Raw genomic sequence first — 17,406 nt, 5'->3', positions numbered from 1 at the left:
TGTCGGCGCGGGCTAGGCGGCGACGCGTCGGCGACGGACGACCAGCCACGCGCCGGCTGCGAGGAACAGCCCGGCCAGACCCAGGAATCCGACGACCGAGACACCGGTGGTCGACAATGCACCAGGACCGGAGCCCGCAGCGCCGGGAGCCGCGGCATCAGCAGCCAGGACGGTCAGCGCCGCCTCGGCCGTGATGCCGGAGTCCGCGCCCAGCGCCTGCAGGGTGTGTGCACCCGGCACCACCGAAGCGGGCACCGTGAGCGTCGCCACGAACGCACCCGAAGCGTCCGCGACGACGGTCCCGAGGTCGGTCGGGGTGGAGAACAGCGTGAACCGAACCTGCTCCCCCGCGGCGAAGCCGGACCCGGACACCGAGATCGACTCACCCACCCGCACCGACGGCTGGTCGATCGTCAGCGTGCCCTCGGCACCGGGCACCGCGATCCGCTGTGGACCGACGCTCTCGAGGGTCGGGACGACCGGGTTCATGAGGCCCGTCTCCGGGTCGAACGTCAGCCGGTCGATCGTCGTCTCGCGGTGCTGGCCGTCACCACCAGGGATGGCGAACCGGTGGTAGACGATGTACCAGTCGTCGGTGCCCGGCACGTTGAGGATCGAGCTGTGACCGGTGGCGAGGATGCCGAGTTCGGGCTGCTTCTGCAGGATCACACCGCGGTACGTCCACGGGCCGTCCACACTCGTCGCCGTCGCGTACCCGACCCGGTAGTTCTCCGAACCGGTGTCGTCGATCGAGTACGTCAGGTGGTAGATCCCGTCCCGGTAGTTGACGAAGGCACCCTCGCGGAAGTCGGTCAGGCCGTCGATGCGCTCGAGCGTGTCGGCCTTGATCGACAGCATGTCGTCCGACAGCTCGGCGTACACCGGCGAGCCGTTGCCCCAGAACAAGTAGCTCTTCCCCGTCACCGGGTCGGTGAACGTGGCCGGGTCGATCGCCTGTCCCGAGGTCACCGCTTCGTCGTTGAGGATCATCGCGTTCGGCTGAGCCGCGAACGGACCGGCCGGGCTGTCCGCGACGGCGACACCGATGGTCTTCCGGTCGACCGAGGGGTTGTGGCCGCTGAAGTAGAAGAAGAACTTCCCGTCCTTCTCGGCGATCGTCGGCGCCCAGGCGTTGCCGGTCGCCCACGGCACGTTCCCGTTCGCGCCGTCGAGCGTGAGGATCGGCTCCGCCGAACGCTCCCAGTCGACGAGGTCTTTCGATGACCAGACGAAGAACTCCTTGCCACCCCAACCGGCGAAGCCGTCGGTGGTCGCATAGATGTAGTAGGTGTCGCCCCAGACGAAGACGTTCGGGTCGGCGTAGAGACCGGGGATGACCGGGCTCTTCATCTCGACGGCCCGCATCGTCCACGTCACGGCCTCACCCGAGGTCGGCGTCAACGTCACGGTCACCGGGCTGCTGAGGTCGACGGCGGTCCCCGAGGCGGGGCTCGCCGTGACACCGGCCGCGGTCGTGAAGGTCGGGCTCAAGGCGGTGCGGTCCGTCCCGGGCTGTACCGGGAAGACGACCTCGTGGCGGTCGTTGTCCACGATCGGAGCGGTCTTGAGCACGTCCTCCTCGAGGCCGATGTCGGTCAGCGCCGCGGTGTTCCCGGAGCCGGCGAGCACCTCGTCCGCCGAGAGCGCGCGGTTGTAGATCGCGAACTCACGGAACGCGCCCTTCAGGCGGTTGTCGGCGTCGTAGTTCGAGCGGCCCAGGTAATTGGCGCTCGTCCACCCGCCGCCGATGTCGCCCGGATCCGACGTCACGGTTCCGGTGCCGACGGCGATGCCGTCGAGGTAGATCGTGGCCGTCGTGCCCTGCACCGTGTACGTCAGCTTCGCCCAGCGACCGCGCGTCAGGTCCTTGCCCTGCGACACCGTCTGCTCCGTGCTCCAGTTGCCGGTCGCGAGGCTCGTCCGGTACGCGTTGCCGGTGCTGAACAGGTAGCCGTCGCCGGCGCCACCGGTGGTGTTGCCGAGCCCGTAGATGAAGTACGGGTTGGCCTGCGTCGGGTCGATCCAGACCTCCGCCTCCACCGTGACGTCCTTCACGCCGGCGAGCAGGTTGTCCGGCAGCTTGACGTAGTCGTCGCCGCCGTCCAGCTGCAGCGCACCGTCGGAGAAGCTCGCACCGCCCTCGACCGCAGCGTCGAGGCCGTTGCCCGACATGTCATTGAGCGTCGAGCCTGCGGACCCGGCGAAGTCGTACCGGACGATCTCGCCGTCCTCGTTCGCGGGCACCGGCTCGGGTGCTCCGCCGAGGCTGTCCTCGAGCAGCTGCAGCTCTGCGGCGGTGACCGGGAGCACGGTACCGTGGCGCGGGCTCGCGGGCAGGTCGTAGTCCTTCGCGACCTGCCAGTCCGGGTTCGCGATGTCTTCGGTCTCGAGCGGGATGTAGCCGCGTCCGCCGTACTCGTCGACGAAGAGGTAGAACTTGTCACCGTTGACGTCGCCAGGGTTGGCGGCGAACGCCGTCGGCCCCTCGACCGCGCTGGTGCCGGCATCGCGACCGATGCAGGTGTCGAGCACCGTCCAGGACTCGAGCGTGGCCCGCAGGTCCGTCGAGGACTCCTGGATGATGTCGGCGCACCCGGTGCCACCGGCGCCCTCGTCCTTGGTGAAGCGGTAGTAGGTGTCGCTCGACTTGATCACCGTCGAGTCGATCCGCGAGACACCCTGGTCCTGCCAGACCTGCGGCTCGCTGAACGTCGTGAAGTCGCGGGTGGTCGCGTACATCATGCGGTGGTAGCTGTTCCCGGTGTGGTCCGGGTCGTCGGCGCCGTAGAGCGACGAAGCCCAGAAGACCACATACGCGCCGATGGTGTCGTCGTAGTACGCCTCGGGTGCCCAGGTGTTGCCGGCGTTCTCCGGTGCGACCTCGATGTGCCGCTGGTCGGACCAGGTCACGAGGTCGTGGGACTCCCACACCTCGAGGTAGTGGCTGCCCTTCCGGACCGAGTCACCCCAGGACGTGCCACTGCCGATCGAGAGGTCGGTGGCGATGAGGTAGAAGGTGTCGCCCTCGGGAGAGCGGATGAGGAACGGGTCGCGCAGCCCCTTCGTCCCCTCGTCCGAGGTGAGGACCGGGCGTCCGGCGTTGAGTTCGTTCCAGTCGAGCGCGTTGTTGCCTTCACTGGCGGCGAAGTAGATGTTCTCGCCGGCGAGCGAGTTGCCGGTGAAGTAGGCGAACGCATAGCCCTCGTAGTCGGGGGCCGCGATCGCGGCGCGGACGGTCGCCGTGAACTCGCGCGTCGCGGTCGCCTCGCCCTGGCTCAGCGTGGCGGTCAGGGTGACGGTGGTGTCCGTGGCGGGCCGCGTCACGACACCGTCGGTGGTGATCACGGTGGTGTCCGACGACGCCCAGGCGATGTCGATCCCATCGGGGGCTCCCGGCAGGGTCAGATTGCCGCGCACGTCGTCGACGTTCGCGATCGAGAGCGCCGCCGCGGCGGCGTCCAGATCCTCCTGCGCCGTGGGGGCGGCTCGGAAGCCGGACTGGGATGTCGCTGCCGGGGCGGTCCCCGGCGACACCGCTGCGGCAGCGCCGGAGGCACCGACGAGCGGCAGGATCAGGGCCGCGATGGAGGTCGCGACGACCGTTTTGAGGCGCAGTTGTCTCATGGGGGTTGGTTCTCCTGGTTCGGCGTCGTTGTCGAGCGGGATGGAACGGGTGGTGCTGCGGGGGGGGCGGGCGTCAGGTCTTGCGTTTGCGCGAGACCACGAGTCGCTGGAGGAGGACGAAGACGAGCAGGATGCCACCGGTGATGATGGTCGTCGCCTCCGGCGGGATGCTGCCGTCGCGGGTGATGAGCACGTTCATGAGGCCGAGGACGAGCGCACCGACGACGGAGCCGAGGACGAAGCCGGCGCCTCCGGTCAGCAGCGTGCCGCCGATGATGACCGCGGCGATGGCGTCGAGCTCCCAGCCGACGCCCGTGATGTTCTGGGCGATGCCGAGCTTCGAGGTGTAGACGACGGCCGCGAGACCGGCCAGCGTGCCGCTGATCACGTAGACCATGAGCTTCGTGCGGACGACCGGCAGCCCCATGAGCAGCGCCGACTGCTCAGAGCCGCCGATCGCGTAGACGGTCCGGCCGAGGCGGGTCTTGTGGAGCACCACGAACGCCGCGGCGACGACGAGCAGGGCGATCAGGACGTTCGGGGTGGTGATGAGGTCGTTGATCTTCGGGCCGTCGATCACCTTCCACTCGGTGGACAGCGAACGGATCGGCGAGTCGTCGGCGAGACGCTCCGGGGTGGTGCTGAGCATCGACGCGAGACCGCGCCCGAGGAACATCATCGCGAGGGTGGCGATGAACGGTTGCACGTTGAAGTACTGCACGAGCACGCCCGAGAACACGCCGAACGCGGAGCCGATCAGGATCATGATCACCATGACCGCGATCGGGTTCCAGCCCGAGTTCGCGAGCATCACCCCGACGAGACTGCTGATGGCGATGATCGCACCGACGGAGAGGTCCACGCCGCCCGTGAGGATCACGAAGGTGAGCCCGACGGCGAGGATGATCAGGTAGGCGTTGTTGATGAGCAGGTTCGAGATCGTGCTGGCCTGGACGATCCGTCCGTAGGCGATCTCGCCGTAGACGACCATGCCGATGAAGATGACGACGGCCGCCAGGGTGGGCAGGGTCTCGAGGTTGGGCGTCAGCCGGGACAGCAGCGAGCGCCGCGGGAGCACCGGAGCGTCGGGCGCCGGTCGGTCGGTGAGGGTGCTCATGCTGACACCGTTTCCTTTCGCGTGGGGACCGACGCCGTGGGCGTCGTCCGGGACTTCCGCCGGGCGAACAGGGCTCTCACGCGCTGTGACTGGAGGAGGCAGATGATCACGATCACGACGGCCTTGAACGCCGGCGTCGCCGAGGAGGGGATGGAGAGGAACACGATCGTCTTGTCGAGCGTCGCGATGAGGAGCGCGCCGATCACGCTGCCGGTGAGGGAGAACTTGCCGCCGGCGAGCGAGGTGCCGCCGATGACGACCGCGAGGATGGCGTCCATCTCCGCGTTCAACCCGGTCTTCGCCACCTCGACCGTCATGACGCTGGCGGTGCTGAAGATCCCGGCGACACCCGCGAGGACGGCGCTCACGATGTAGACGGCGATGAGGATGCCGATGGGGCGGATACCCGCCATCCGGGCGGCGCGCGGGTTGATACCGATGGACTCGATCATCAGGCCGAGCGCGGTGCGCCGGACGAGGAAGGCGACGATCGCGACGATGACACCGGCGATGATGAAGACGACGGGGAATCCGAACACGGTGCCGTTGGCGAGCCAGCGGAAGGGCTCGTTCGTGGCGGAGGTGTTCTGCCCCGAGGTGATGACCTTCGCGAGGCCGCGGCCGGCGAGCATCGTGATCAGCGTGGTGATGAACGGCTGTAGGCCGACGATCGAGACGAGCACTCCGTTGACGGTGCCGAGGAAGGCGCTCACGGCGAGCGCCAGCAGCGCTGCGACGATGGCCGAACCGGCGTCGCCGCCGCTCTGGTTGCTCATGAACTCCATCGACACGGCGCCGGAGACGGCCATGACGGATCCGACCGAGAGGTCGATGCCGCGGGTGGCGATCACGAGCGTCATCCCGACCGCGATCATCATGATCGGGGCGCTCGCACGCAGGATGTCGATGGGGTTGCCCGACAGGTTGCCGGTCGTGCCGTTGACGGAGACGCCGAGGTAGCCGGGGTCCTTGACGAGGTTGATGATGAGGAGGAGCAGCAACGTCACGATCGCCCAGATGTAGGGCTGGTGGACGATGGTGCTGACGACGCCGCGGGCTGAGCCCTGGCCGCCGCGTGCGGAGGAACCGGAACGGGCCGGCCCCTGACTGGTGGCGCTCACGTGGCGCTCCCTTCGGTGGCGATCAGGTCGACGATGGTGTCTGCGGTGACTTCGGGTCCGTTGACGATCTCGCCGATCTTACGGTGGTCCTTCAGCACGACGATCCGCTCGCTCAAGCGCACGACCTCCTCGAGCTCGGAGGAGATGAACACGACGGACATCCCGTCCTCGGCGAGCGCGGCGATCGCCTCCTGGATCTCGGCCTTGGCGCCGACGTCGATGCCGCGGGTCGGCTCGTCGAGCACGATGAGCTGCGGCTTCGTCGCCAACCATCGGCCGAGGAGTACCTTCTGCTGGTTACCACCGGAGAGGTTCTTGATGGGTCGTTCCGGGTCGGAGGGGCGGACGTTGAGTTCGAGCAGGTACTTGTCGCAGAGCTCGTTCTGCTCGCGGCGGGAGAGCGGACGCGCCCAGCCCCTGCGGGCCTGGACGGCGAGGATGAGGTTCTCCCGCACGGTCAGGTCGCCGATGATGCCTTCGTCGCGTCGGTTCTCCGTGGAGAAGGCGATCTGCTTCGACAGGCCGGCCATGGGCGTGTGGACCTCGGCGGTCGCGCCGTCGATCGTGACCGTGCCGGAGTCGGGACGGTCGGCACCGTAGATGAGCCGACCCAGCTCGGTGCGGCCCGACCCGAGGAGCCCCGCGAGACCGACGACCTCGCCGGCGTGGACCTCGATGTCGACGGGGTCGATCGAGCCCTTCCGCCCGAGGTGCTTGGCGCTGTAGAACGCCGGGGTGTCGGCTGTGGCGGTCCGGCCGCGGTTGGAACCCAGGGCGGCGAGCGCGCCGTAGTCCTTGCCGATCATCTTGGAGATGAGCTCGGTGCGGTTGAGGTCGGCGGTGCGGTACTCCCCGACGAACTCACCGTTGCGGAGCACCGTGAGTCGGTCGCTGATCGCGTAGACCTGGTCGAGGAAGTGGGAGACGAAGAGGATCGCGACGCCCTGGTCGCGCAGTCGGCGCATGACCTGGAAGAGGCCCTCCACCTCGTTGGCGTCGAGGCTGGAGGTCGGCTCGTCGAGGATGAGCACCTTCGACTTGGTGACCATGGCCCGGCTGATCGCGACGAGCTGTTGCAGCGCGAGCGAGATGCTCGAGAGCGGCTGCTTGGGGTCGATGTGCCCGAGGCCGAGCCCGACGAGCGCTTCGTGTGCGGCTTCGTGGGTGCGGCGCCAGTTGATGCCGAAGGGACCGCGGACCTCGTGGCCGAGCATCACGTTCTCGCCGACGGTGAGGTTGTCGCAGAGGTTCACTTCTTGATAGACGGTCGAGATGCCGGCGCTCTGCGCGTCCGCCGTTCCGGAGAAGGAACGGGGGCCTCCGGCGACCAGGATCGTACCGGAGTCGATCTTGTACACACCGGTGAGCGCCTTGATGAGCGTCGACTTGCCGGCGCCGTTCTCGCCCATGAGCGTGTGGACCTCGCCGGGGAAGAGACGGAAGTCCACGTCTTGCAGGGCTTTGACGCCTGGGAACTCGATGGAGATGTGCTGCATCTCGACGATCGGCTCGGTGATTGCCATGTCTGCCTGGTCGTTCTGCCGGTCGGTCCGGCGTCGTCGCCGGGGAGTCTGGTCCCCGGGAAGCGGGTGGGCGGTCGCCCGGCAGCGAGGGAGTGGCTGCCGGGCGACCGGGTCGGATCAGTAGGCGCGTTCGGGCAGTGCTGCCGTCGCGGCGTCCGGGGAGTCGAACGTGACGCTCGGCACCACGATGTCCGATTCGACCTTGTCGCCGGCGAGTGCCTTCTTGACGATGTCGATCGCGGTCTCACCGAACAGCGGGTTGTACTCGGCGACGAAGCTCAGGCGTCCGGCGGCGAGTGCTTCGAGCGCCGCCTTGGTGCCGTCGATCGTGATGATCTTGACGTCGGTTCCGGGCTTCAGGCCGGCCTCCTCGACGGCGAGTGCAGCGCCGAGGCCCATCTCGTCGTTCTGTGCGAAGACGAGCTGGACGTCGTTGTTGTTCGCCTTGAGGATGGTCTCGAAGACACTCTTCGCCTCTTCGGTGGACCAGTTGGCCGACTGCGACTCGAGCTTGGTGAAGTTCGGGTCGATGGTGTCGTCCCAGCCCTTGTTGCGGTCGTTGACGACGGAGAGGCCGGGAGGGCCCTCGAGGACGACGTACTTGGCGCCGTCGGGGAACTGACCGTTCGCCCACTCGGCGGCCGAGGCGCTGATGCCGACGTTGTCGGGGGCGATGCGGCTCGTGTAGAGCTCGGTGTCGTTCGGCTCGATGCCGCGGTCGAGCAGGACCACGGGGATCTCGGCCTCCTTCGCGCGCTCCAGGACGCTCTCCCAGCCGGTCGCCTCGGTGGCGGACAGCAGGATGGCGTCGACGCCCTCGTCGATGAACGAGGTGAAGGCGGTGATCTGCGAGTTCTGGTCGCCGTTCGTCGCCGGTGCGTACTTGAGGTCGAAGCCGTTCTCCTTCGAGAACGAGTCCTGGATGTTCTTCTCGTTCGCGGTGCGCCATCCGCCTTCGGGACCGACGGCCACGAAGCCGATGGTGGTGAGTTCGCCGTCGGAACCGGCGTCGCCGTCGGAGCTTCCGGAACCGCTCGAGCAGGCGGTCGCGCTGAACGCGAGAGCGCCGACCAGGGCGAGGCCCGCGAGTGCGCGGACACGTGTTGTCTTGAACATTGTTCTCCTCTTTGAGACCCGCGGTCCCGACGATGGGTGCGGCGTGAATGTGACGTGCGTGGTGCTGCGGTGACGCAGGTGGTTGGTGATTGTTAGCGATCACATCTGCGTTGTGCTGAACATTAGCCACGGCTCGAACCGGTTGTCAACAGGCAATGTTAGCCCTCACAATTCTTCCGGAGCGGCCTCCCGGCGGCGCCGTCGCGCGCGCTAGAGTCAGGTGATCAGCGGACACCCCGGCCGCGACCACCTCGATGGAGAGTTGCAGATGACCTCGCCCACGCCACTCGTGCAGTTGCGCGGTGTCTCCGTGAGCTTCCCCGGCGTCAAAGCGCTCGACGACGTCGACCTCCGGTTGTTCCCCGGTGAGGTCCACTCCCTCATGGGCGAGAACGGAGCGGGAAAGTCGACCCTGATCAAGTCGCTCACCGGGGTCCATCGGATCGACAGCGGAAGCATCCTCCTCGAGGGACGAGAGGTGTCGTTCTCGAGCGTCGCCGACGCCCAGGCGCACGGGATCAGCACCGTCTACCAGGAGGTCAACCTCCTCCCCAACCTGACCGTCGCCGAGAACATCCTCCTCGGCCGCGAACCACGCCATACCTGGGGAGGGATCTCGGGGAGGCGCATGCGCGAGCGCGCCCGCGAACTGCTCGCCGTCGTCGGACTCGACATCGACCCGGCCTCGCAGCTCTCCGCCCACCCGCCGGCGATCCAGCAGCTCGTCGCGATCGTCCGGGCGATCGCCGTGCGCACCAAGGTGCTCGTCCTCGACGAACCGACCTCGAGCCTCGACAACGACGAGGTCACCGAACTCTTCCGGGTCATCTCGATCCTCAAGGCCGAGGGCGTCGCGATCCTCTTCATCTCGCACTTCCTCGACCAGGTCTACGAGATCTCCGACCGACTCACCGTGCTGCGGGAGGGGCGTCTCGTCGGCGAATACCTCCCGCACGAACTGCTCCGGATCGACCTCGTCCACAAGATGATCGGCAAGGAGCTCGCGACCTTCGACGAGATCCGACGCGCGCTCGACACCTCTGACGAGGGCGACGCCCTGGACGGTGAGGACCCGTTCGTCGCGGCGATCGGGCTCGGGCGCCAGGGTGCGATCGAACCGATCGACCTGAAGGTCTACGAGGGCGAGATCGTCGGCATCGCCGGCCTGCTCGGCTCAGGACGGACGGAGCTCGCCAGACTCCTGACCGGTGTCGACCGGGCCGACACCGGCTCGGTGGAGGTGGCCGGGAGGGCCACCCGCCTTGGATCCCCGCGCCGCGCCCTCAAGCAACGGATCGTCTACGCGTCGGAGAACCGTCGCACTGAGGGGATCATCGGCGACCTCAGCCTGCGCGACAACATCGCGCTGGCCCTCCAGGCGGACCTCGGGTGGTTCAGACGGATCCCGCTGCGTCGGCAGAACGAACTGGCCGAGAGCTACATCCAGGCGATGGGCATCAAACCGGCGAATCCCGATGCGCTCATGAAGGAGCTCTCAGGCGGGAATCAACAGAAGGTACTCTTGGCGAGGTGGCTCGCGCTCGCTCCTCGGCTGCTCGTGCTCGATGAACCGACCCGAGGCATTGACATCGGCGCCAAGGCCGAGATCCAGAAGCTCGTGACCCGGCTCGCCGAGAACGGTCTGTCGGTCGTGTTCATCTCAGCCGAACTCGAGGAGGTCCTGCGCATCAGCCACCGGATCGCCGTGCTGCGCGACCGACGGAAGGTCGCCGACCTCCCGAACTACGACCTCACCGTCTCGAAGCTGCTGGCCGCGATCTCGGAGGGGCCGGACGAGGCCCCGCCGGAACCGATCACGACCGCCGACGACGAGAGGGGACCGCGTGGCTGAGCCGTCCCGTCATGCGACGATCTTCGACGTCGCGCGGCTCGCAGGGGTCTCGCACCAGACCGTGTCACGAGTACTCAACGACCTCCCGAACGTGCGCCCGGCGACGAAGGCGCGGGTCGACGAAGCGATCAAGCAGCTGCGCTACGTCCCCTCCCCCGCCGCCCGGACGCTCGTCACGAAGCGATCCCGGACCATCGGCCTCATCGCCACCGGCGGTACCGAGTTCGGGCCGTCGTCCTCGGTCCTGCACTTCAACGCCGCGGCCCGCGACGCCCGCTGGTCGGTCTTCACCGCGAACATGGTGGACAGCGACCCGGGTTCCGCGCGTGCAGCGGTCGAGGGGTTCCTGCGCCAGAACGTCGAGGGGATCGCCGTGATCAGCGCACGCGAGGGGGTCACCGACATCGTGGCGGGGATGGAACTCAGCGTGCCGCTCGTGGCCCTGCACGCCACGCCACGTGCAGGTATGGTCACCGTCGGCGTCGACCAGTACGCCGGCGCGCGTGCCGCGACCGCCCACCTCATCGGGCTCGGCCACCGGCGCATCGGGCACCTCGCCGGACCACCGGACGCGATCGACGCCCGCGAGCGCGAGCGCGGCTGGCGAGACGAACTCGCCACTGCGGGTCTCGTCGCGCAGGTCGTCGGGACCGGCGACTGGACGCCGACCTCCGGATACGCTCTCGGCCGTCAGCTGGACGACGAGGTCACCGCGGTGTTCGCCGCCAACGACCAGATGGCCCTGGGGCTCATGCACTCGCTCACCGAGCGCGGACTCCGGGTCCCGCTCGACTTCAGCGTCGTGGGGTTCGACGACATCCCCGAGGCGGAGCACCTCTCGCCGCCGCTCACCACCGTGCGGCAGGACTTCGAACAGGTCGGCCGGACGCTGCTCGCGACCCTGCTCGACCACGTCAACGGAGAACCCCCGGGAGCGGTGCCACCCTCGGTACCGGAGCTGATCCTGCGCGACTCCACGGCGACGGCGAACGCCGAGCGCTTGGCGAGGCGCCGGGTCGACGTCCCCTGAGCACCTCCGGTCCCTGAGCCTCACCCGGCCCCTGAGCCGCCCCTCACCCGGTCCCTGAGCCTGTCGAAGGGCGAATTCCCAGGTACCCCGTCCACCCCCTGACCTACACTTGTCGGAGCAGGGGGAGTACTCCTTCGCGACATGCTCGTCAGTACGGATCCGCCATCGGGTCCCGGGGTGTCGGCTCTCATCGAGAGTGGAGAAGACCGTGTTCCGACCATCGCGTCGGAGTCCCGTCCTCGAGCCCCTGGAGCCACCATGGCCGTCACCCCGCTGATCTGGATCATCACCATCGGTGTCACGATCCTCTTCTTCGTCTACGAGTTCTTCGCGCACGTGCGGAGGCCCCACGAACCGACGATCGCCGAGTCGGCACGCTGGTCGATCTTCTACGTCAGCCTCGCCCTGCTGTTCGGCGTCGGCATCGGCCTCGTCTCCGGCTGGACGTACGGCGGCGAGTACTTCGCCGGGTATCTGACCGAGAAGGCGCTGTCGATCGACAACCTGTTCGTCTTCCTCATCGTCATGGCCGGGTTCGCCGTCCCGAAGGCGTACCAGCAGAAGGTGCTGATGATCGGCATCATCATCGCGCTCATCATGCGCGGTGCGTTCATCGCCGTCGGCGCCGCACTCATCGAGAACTACTCCTGGATCTTCTACCTGATGGGCGCGCTGCTGCTGTTCCTCGCGTACCGCCAGGCGTTCGGCAGCCACGAGAGCGACCCGGCCAACGGCAAGGTCGTGGGATTCGCCCGCCGCATCCTCCCGATCACCGACACCCATCACGGTGACCGACTCTCGGTGAGGATCGACGGCAAGCGCTTCTTCACGCCGATGCTGCTGACGATCGTCGCGATCGGGTTCGTCGACCTCGTGTTCGCGGTCGACTCGATCCCCGCGATCTACGGCCTCACCGAGCAGGCGTACATCGTGTTCACCGCGAACGCCTTCGCCCTGATGGGCCTCCGCCAGCTGTTCTTCCTGATCGGCGGCCTGCTGGAACGCCTCGTCTACCTCGCCCAGGGTCTCGCCGTCATCCTCGCCTTCATCGGCGTGAAACTCGTGTTCCACGCCCTCCACGTGAACGAGCTGCCGTTCATCAACGGCGGTCAGCACATCGACTGGATCCCCGACATCCCGATCTGGTTCTCGCTGCTCTTCATCGCCGCGACCATCACCGTGGCGACGGTCGCCTCGCTCGCGAAGACCCGCCGCGACGCGCGGGCCGGCATCGAGCGGTAGGGGTCGACCGACCGCACATGCGCTCCTAAGCTGAGCGCATGTGCGGTCGCCTCGTCGTCGGAGCGGCCGGCGGCCTCCTAACCGTTCAGGACTTTGAGACTCCGGCTCCACGCCTGCGTCGCGACCTGCACGGCGTCCCACGGGGAGCCGAGTGGCGGCGTGTACGAGAGGTCAAGGTCGCTCATCGCGTCAACCGTCATGCCGTGGTGCAGGGCGGTGGCGTAGGTGTCAACGCGTTTCGCGATCTCCGCGCCGCGGGTGCCGACGAGCTGCGCACCGAGGAGCAGCCCGCTGTCGGTTGCTGCGGTGATGCGGATGCTGATCGGTGTCGCGCCCGGGTAGTAGGCCTTGTGGTCGTCCGCGATCGCCGTCGAGCTGTGCGGCGTGTATCCGGCCGCGACCGCTTCGTGGTCACGGAGCCCGGTGCGAGCGGCAACCAGGTCGAAGACCTTCACCACTTGGGTGCCGAGGCTGCCGGCGAAGCGGGTGTTGCCGCCGATCGCGTTCTCGCCAGCGACCCGGCCCTGCTTGTGCGACGTCGTGCCGAGCGGCAGATACGTGACGCCCAGCAGGCGGTGGTGGGTGACGATGCCGTCGCCCGCCGCCCAGACGTGCGGCAGGCCGGTGCGCATCTGCTCGTCGACGACCACCGCACCACCCGGCCCAGTTGCAGCGCCGGCCTCCGTGAGCAGGCTCGTGTTCGGCCGGACGCCGACGACGACGAGCACGAGCTCGGCGCTGCGCTCGAACGGCCGTCCGTCCTGCAGGCCGGTCACGGCGAGACCACTGTTCGTCTTGCTGAGGTGCTCCACACGGGTGTCGGTGATGACGTTCACGCCGTGGCGGGTGAGTTCGTCGTGGACGAGGGAACCGAGTTCTGGGTCGAGGGTGGAGAGCACTTCGGGGCCGCGCTGCAGCTGGGTGACCTGGAGGCCGCGGACGGTGAGGGCTTCGGCCATTTCCAGGCCCACGTACCCGGCACCGACGATGATCGCGGTCTCCGGCTGGTGGGTGTCCAGGTAGTGCTCGAGGGCGAAGGTGTCGCCCATCGAGTGCAGCAGATGCACGCCGTCTGCGGGGCCGAGCTGGTCGAGGCCGGTGATGCCGGCGGTGGAGGGTGAGGCTCCGGTGCCGACCATGAGTTCGTCGTAGGCGATGGTCGACTCCGTCCCGTGTTCGTCGCGGACGGTGAGGCGCTGGCCGGCGACATCGATACCGGTCGCAAGCGTGTTCAAGCGCAGGTTCATGCCGGTGGCTTCGAGGTCGGCGTGGGTGCGGTGCGCGAGGGACTGCCAGGGCTGGACCTCGCGGGAGAAGTAGTAGGGGATGCCGCAGATGGAGAAGTTCGGGTAGGCGTCAGCGACGATCACCGTCACGTCCACGGAGGGGTCGAGCTCCCGGGCGCGGAGGGCGGTGGAGATACCGGCGTCACTGCCGCCGATGACTGCGAGATGCATGAGGGTGCCTTTCAGAGCTGAGCTGCAGGTTGTGGAGCCACGGCCGCAGCGGTGCTGCGCGCGGGAGTCGGATAGAGCACGAGCACCAGGCCGACCCCAAGGGTCGCGCCGATGAGTTGCGCGAGGATGAACGGGCCGACCGAGGCCGGGGCGATCCCGGCGAAGGTGTCGGTGAACATGCGGGCGATCGTCACGGCCGGGTTCGCGAACGACGTCGAGCTGGTGAACCAGTACGCCGCCCCGATGTAGCCACCGACCGCGGCCGCGGTCACCGCGCCCTTCCCGGAGCGAGCTAGGGCGAAGATCACCAGGATGAGCCCGGCAGCCGCGACGACCTCACCGAGCAACGTCTCAGCGCTCGCCCGGTCCGTCGTGGAGAGCACTGGTGCTGTGCCGAACATCGCCCCGGCCAGTACGGTGCCAGCGATTCCGCCAACGATCTGCGCGGCCACATACGGCGCGACGTCGCGCACCGGCAGACCGTGCGGGGTGCCGCGGCTCACCCACCAGTCCACGAGTGACACCACCGGGTTGAAGTGTGCGCCGGAGACCGGGACCAGGGTGAGGATCAGCACGGCGAGCCCGAGCGCGGTCGTCAGGCTGTTCTGCAGCAGCTGCAGCCCGACGTCATCCGGGGACAGTCGTTGCGCCATGATCCCGGAGCCGACGACGATCGCCACCAGGAGTCCGGTGCCGACGAACTCGGCAAGCATCCGACGCAGCAGATGCGGTCGGACCGGGATGGGAGCGGGATTCGATGGGTTCATGGCGGCATCATCTTGACTCACAAAGTTACTTCAGTCAATATTGAACCAATGAACGTCGAACGAACTGAAGTGGTCGAAGCGCGGGCTGCGAAGCACGCCGCGCTGAGCGATCCCACGCGCCTACAGATGATCGATCTGCTGACGTTGGGTGACCTGTCCCCGACGGAGATCCGGGTCGCACTCGGCACGCCGGGTAACCTGCTCACGCACCACCTGAACGTTCTCGAATCCGTCGGCATGATCACCCGCACGACGTCCGAAGGCGACAAGCGACGCAGCTACGTCCACCTCACCCCTGGCGGGTTCGACGGCCTGATGCCCGGCGCTGCAGGCACGGCCAGCCGAGTCGTGTTCGTGTGCTCCGCGAACTCTGCACGCTCACAACTCGCCGCCGCCCTCTGGGCGCGGCAGAGCACCATCCCCGTCGCCTCCGGTGGCACCCACCCGGCCGAACAGATCGCCCCTGGCGCGATCGCTGCTGCCGCACGCCACCAGCTCGCCCTCCCGTCGAGTGCGCCGAGCGCATTGGACGCGGTGCTGGGTGATGGGGACTTCGTCATCACGGTCTGCGATAACGCGCACGAGGAGATCGGCGTCACGGGCGATCTGCACTGGTCGATCCCCGACCCGGTACGCGCCGGCACCGATGCCGCGTTCGACGCCGCCTACACCGAACTGGAGCGCCGCATCGCGGACCTCGCTCCCCGCCTGCTCGCCTCCTGATCAGAAAGCACCAGCACCCTCATGACCACGACCAAGCCCGTCGTCCTGTTCATCTGCCAGCACAACGCCGGCCGTTCCCAACTCGGCGCGGCCCTCCTCGAACACCTCGCCGGAGACCGCTTCACCGCCACCTCAGCAGGCCTCACCCCATCGGGTGCCGTGAACCCTGCGGTCGCCGCGACCGTCGCTGAGCTCGGCCTCGACATCACCGACCGAGCGCCACGGGCGGTCACCGCCGCAGACCTGGATCAGCCCGACGTCGTGGTGCTGATGAAGCCCGGCCTGACCTTGCCTGCCACCCCGCGCGGCGAGGTCTTGGCCTGGTCGTTCCCGAACCCCGAGGCCTGGGACGTCGAAGCCGTGCGCCCGCTGCGGGAAGCCGTGGCCGAGCAGATCCGCACTGAGCTGCTCACCCGGTAGCTCCCGCAGCGAGCGGTCAGACGCTTGCTGGTGCGCGACCGATCTGCAGCACCTGCTCCGGCACCGCGCAGCACGAACCACCCAGCGACGCACCAGCGGCATCGAACAACCCCGCCCCGCCACACACGCCCGTGTCCGGGAGGACCAGCTCCACCCGCTCGGCCGCAGCCTGGTCGCCGGCGAGAGCTGCGACGACGGAGCGGACCTGCTCGTAGCCGGTCATCGCGAGGAACGTCGGGGCACGCCCGTAGGACTTCGCGCCGACGATGTAGAAATCCGGTTCCGGCTGCGCGAGATCCTTCGCACCGGTTGCGGCGACCGATCCGCAGGAGTGGAGGTTCGGGTCGACCTCGGCCGCGATCCGCACCGGAGCCTGCAGCGTCGCATCCAGCTCGATCCGCAACTCCGACAGGAACGACAGATCAGGCCGGAATCCGGTCAGCACGATCACCCGATCAGCGCCGGGCAGCTCGCGGCCGTCCTCCGACACCAACACGGTCTGATCGCCGTCGCGCGTCACGCGCTCGACGCGGAAGCCCGTCACCAGGTTGATGAGGCCACCGTCGACGAGTTCCTTCGCCTTCACACCCAGCGCTCCGCGGGCGGGCAGCTCGTCAGCGTCGCCGCCGCCGAAGGCGTTCCCGACCGTGCCGCGGCGCAGCACCCAGGTGACCGTGGTGTCCGGGTTGCGGCGCACGATCCGCGCGAGCGCGATGACCGCGGTGACCGCGGAGTGCCCGGATCCCACGACGACGGTGTGCTTGCCCTCGAAGCCGGCCCGGTTCCGGAAGTCCGGGATCTGGTAGCCGAGCGTCTCGGACGCGGCCCGCTCCCCGAGCGCTGGCAGACCGTCCGCCCCGGCTGGGTTCGGCGTCGACCAGGTGCCCGAGGCATCGATGACCGCCCGCGCGTCGAGGCGGTATTCCGTCCCGTCCGCGGACTCCACGTGCACCGTGAACGGCTGCTCCGCACGCCCCGCGTCCACGAGCCGATCGCGACCACGACGAGACACTCCGACCACACGAGCATCGAACCGAACCCGCTCCCCCAGGACGTCCGCGAGCGGTGCGAGGTAGGAACTGATCCACTGCGCGCCGGTCGGGTATCCCGTCGTCGGCGCGGTCCAGCCGGTCGGCGCGAGCAACCGAGCGGACGCCGCGTCGACCAGCTCGGACCAATCGGAGAACAACCGCACATGACCCCACTCCGACACCGCCGCAGCAGCCGAAGACCCGGCCTCGAGCACCAGCACCGGAACGTCCCGCTCCACCAGGTGCGCTGCAGCAGCCAGACCTTGCGGGCCTGCACCGATCACGATCACGGGCAGCTCGTTCACCATCATCAACTCCAATCGACAACCATCAATACGACGAGACTGATCGATACATCGACAGATGTCAATACGACGTGTCAG

At 68.1% G+C, this 17,406-nt stretch carries 13 protein-coding genes; 5 read left to right on the top strand and 8 right to left on the bottom strand.

The features are described 5' to 3' along the window. Positions 1–12 precede the first annotated feature (12 nt). The 5 genes from ACLIME_RS16330 to ACLIME_RS16310 all read right to left on the bottom strand — a co-directional run bounded on the left by ACLIME_RS16330 (position 13) and on the right by ACLIME_RS16310 (position 8,501). Positions 13–3,624 carry a family 43 glycosylhydrolase gene (locus tag ACLIME_RS16330; RefSeq protein ID WP_411557574.1) on the bottom strand — a complete coding sequence of 1,204 codons (3,612 nt, stop codon included), beginning with the start codon at positions 3,622–3,624 and terminating at the stop codon, positions 13–15. A gap of 73 nt (positions 3,625–3,697) precedes the next feature. Beyond that, the gene (locus tag ACLIME_RS16325) at positions 3,698–4,741 is read right to left on the bottom strand and encodes an ABC transporter permease (protein ID WP_159877136.1); all 1,044 of its coding nucleotides are present in this window, start codon (positions 4,739–4,741) and stop codon (positions 3,698–3,700) included. Beyond that, on the bottom strand, positions 4,738–5,862 hold the full coding sequence (locus ACLIME_RS16320; RefSeq protein WP_124768368.1) for an ABC transporter permease: 1,125 nt from the start codon (positions 5,860–5,862) through the stop codon (positions 4,738–4,740). Before ACLIME_RS16320 ends, ACLIME_RS16325 begins: the two co-directional genes overlap by 4 nt. Beyond that, positions 5,859–7,385, bottom strand: coding sequence for a sugar ABC transporter ATP-binding protein (locus ACLIME_RS16315; RefSeq protein WP_411557573.1), 1,527 nt, complete (start codon positions 7,383–7,385; stop codon positions 5,859–5,861). The genes ACLIME_RS16320 and ACLIME_RS16315 overlap by 4 nt, the downstream gene beginning before the upstream one ends. A 117-nt stretch (positions 7,386–7,502) precedes the next feature. Beyond that, the gene (locus tag ACLIME_RS16310) at positions 7,503–8,501 is read right to left on the bottom strand and encodes an ABC transporter substrate-binding protein (protein ID WP_086472835.1); all 999 of its coding nucleotides are present in this window, start codon (positions 8,499–8,501) and stop codon (positions 7,503–7,505) included. 268 nt (positions 8,502–8,769) lie between these two features. On the opposite strand from ACLIME_RS16310, the gene ACLIME_RS16305 reads away from it, so the two are divergent. From ACLIME_RS16305 to ACLIME_RS16295, 3 genes are all read left to right on the top strand, one after another. Further along, the gene (locus ACLIME_RS16305) at positions 8,770–10,353 is read left to right on the top strand and encodes a sugar ABC transporter ATP-binding protein (protein WP_411557572.1); all 1,584 of its coding nucleotides are present in this window, start codon (positions 8,770–8,772) and stop codon (positions 10,351–10,353) included. After that, a complete protein-coding gene (locus tag ACLIME_RS16300; protein WP_086472833.1) occupies positions 10,346–11,383 on the top strand; it encodes a LacI family DNA-binding transcriptional regulator in 1,038 nt (345 codons plus the stop codon). Before ACLIME_RS16305 ends, ACLIME_RS16300 begins: the two co-directional genes overlap by 8 nt. A gap of 258 nt (positions 11,384–11,641) precedes the next feature. Beyond that, a complete protein-coding gene (locus tag ACLIME_RS16295) occupies positions 11,642–12,625 on the top strand; it encodes a TerC family protein (RefSeq protein WP_411557571.1) in 984 nt (327 codons plus the stop codon). 77 nt (positions 12,626–12,702) lie between these two features. Here ACLIME_RS16295 and ACLIME_RS16290 read toward each other — a convergent pair whose 3' ends face one another. Both ACLIME_RS16290 and ACLIME_RS16285 read right to left on the bottom strand, forming a co-directional pair. After that, complete coding sequence (locus ACLIME_RS16290; RefSeq protein WP_411557570.1) at positions 12,703–14,082, bottom strand: FAD-dependent oxidoreductase; 1,380 nt, start codon at positions 14,080–14,082, stop codon at positions 12,703–12,705. 11 nt (positions 14,083–14,093) lie between these two features. After that, entirely contained in the window at positions 14,094–14,849 is a 756-nt protein-coding gene (locus ACLIME_RS16285) for an aquaporin (protein WP_241160997.1), read from the bottom strand. A 48-nt stretch (positions 14,850–14,897) separates the two neighbouring features. On the opposite strand from ACLIME_RS16285, the gene ACLIME_RS16280 reads away from it, so the two are divergent. Together ACLIME_RS16280 and ACLIME_RS16275 are read left to right on the top strand one after the other, a co-directional pair. Beyond that, positions 14,898–15,572: a helix-turn-helix domain-containing protein gene (locus tag ACLIME_RS16280; protein WP_411557569.1), complete on the top strand. Its 675-nt coding sequence runs from the start codon at positions 14,898–14,900 to the stop codon at positions 15,570–15,572. Positions 15,573–15,593: 21 nt separating this feature from the next. Next, positions 15,594–15,992 carry a low molecular weight phosphatase family protein gene (locus tag ACLIME_RS16275; protein ID WP_411557568.1) on the top strand — a complete coding sequence of 133 codons (399 nt, stop codon included), beginning with the start codon at positions 15,594–15,596 and terminating at the stop codon, positions 15,990–15,992. Positions 15,993–16,008: 16 nt separating this feature from the next. Here ACLIME_RS16275 and ACLIME_RS16270 read toward each other — a convergent pair whose 3' ends face one another. Next, entirely contained in the window at positions 16,009–17,331 is a 1,323-nt protein-coding gene (locus ACLIME_RS16270) for an NAD(P)-binding domain-containing protein (protein WP_411557567.1), read from the bottom strand. Positions 17,332–17,406: the final 75 nt, after the last annotated feature.

This window comes from Plantibacter sp. MPB07 (assembly GCF_046619465.1).
GTDB lineage: Bacteria > Actinomycetota > Actinomycetes > Actinomycetales > Microbacteriaceae > Plantibacter > Plantibacter auratus.
The sequence above is the reverse complement of the archived record's forward strand: the minus strand, read 5'-3'. Positions and strand labels throughout refer to the sequence as shown.

Excerpts from the sequence above, each read along its gene's own strand:
- ACLIME_RS16330 (WP_411557574.1), bottom strand. The coding sequence starts at position 3,624 with ATGAGACAACTGCGCCTCAAAACGGTCGTCGCGACCTCCATCGCGGCC.
- ACLIME_RS16325 (WP_159877136.1), bottom strand. The coding sequence starts at position 4,741 with ATGAGCACCCTCACCGACCGACCGGCGCCCGACGCTCCGGTGCTCCCG.
- ACLIME_RS16315 (WP_411557573.1), bottom strand. The coding sequence starts at position 7,385 with ATGGCAATCACCGAGCCGATCGTCGAGATGCAGCACATCTCCATCGAG.
- ACLIME_RS16310 (WP_086472835.1), bottom strand. The coding sequence starts at position 8,501 with ATGTTCAAGACAACACGTGTCCGCGCACTCGCGGGCCTCGCCCTGGTC.
- ACLIME_RS16305 (WP_411557572.1), top strand. The coding sequence starts at position 8,770 with ATGACCTCGCCCACGCCACTCGTGCAGTTGCGCGGTGTCTCCGTGAGC.
- ACLIME_RS16295 (WP_411557571.1), top strand. The coding sequence starts at position 11,642 with ATGGCCGTCACCCCGCTGATCTGGATCATCACCATCGGTGTCACGATC.
- ACLIME_RS16290 (WP_411557570.1), bottom strand. The coding sequence starts at position 14,082 with ATGCATCTCGCAGTCATCGGCGGCAGTGACGCCGGTATCTCCACCGCC.
- ACLIME_RS16285 (WP_241160997.1), bottom strand. The coding sequence starts at position 14,849 with ATGAACCCATCGAATCCCGCTCCCATCCCGGTCCGACCGCATCTGCTG.
- ACLIME_RS16280 (WP_411557569.1), top strand. The coding sequence starts at position 14,898 with ATGAACGTCGAACGAACTGAAGTGGTCGAAGCGCGGGCTGCGAAGCAC.
- ACLIME_RS16275 (WP_411557568.1), top strand. The coding sequence starts at position 15,594 with ATGACCACGACCAAGCCCGTCGTCCTGTTCATCTGCCAGCACAACGCC.
- ACLIME_RS16270 (WP_411557567.1), bottom strand. The coding sequence starts at position 17,331 with ATGGTGAACGAGCTGCCCGTGATCGTGATCGGTGCAGGCCCGCAAGGT.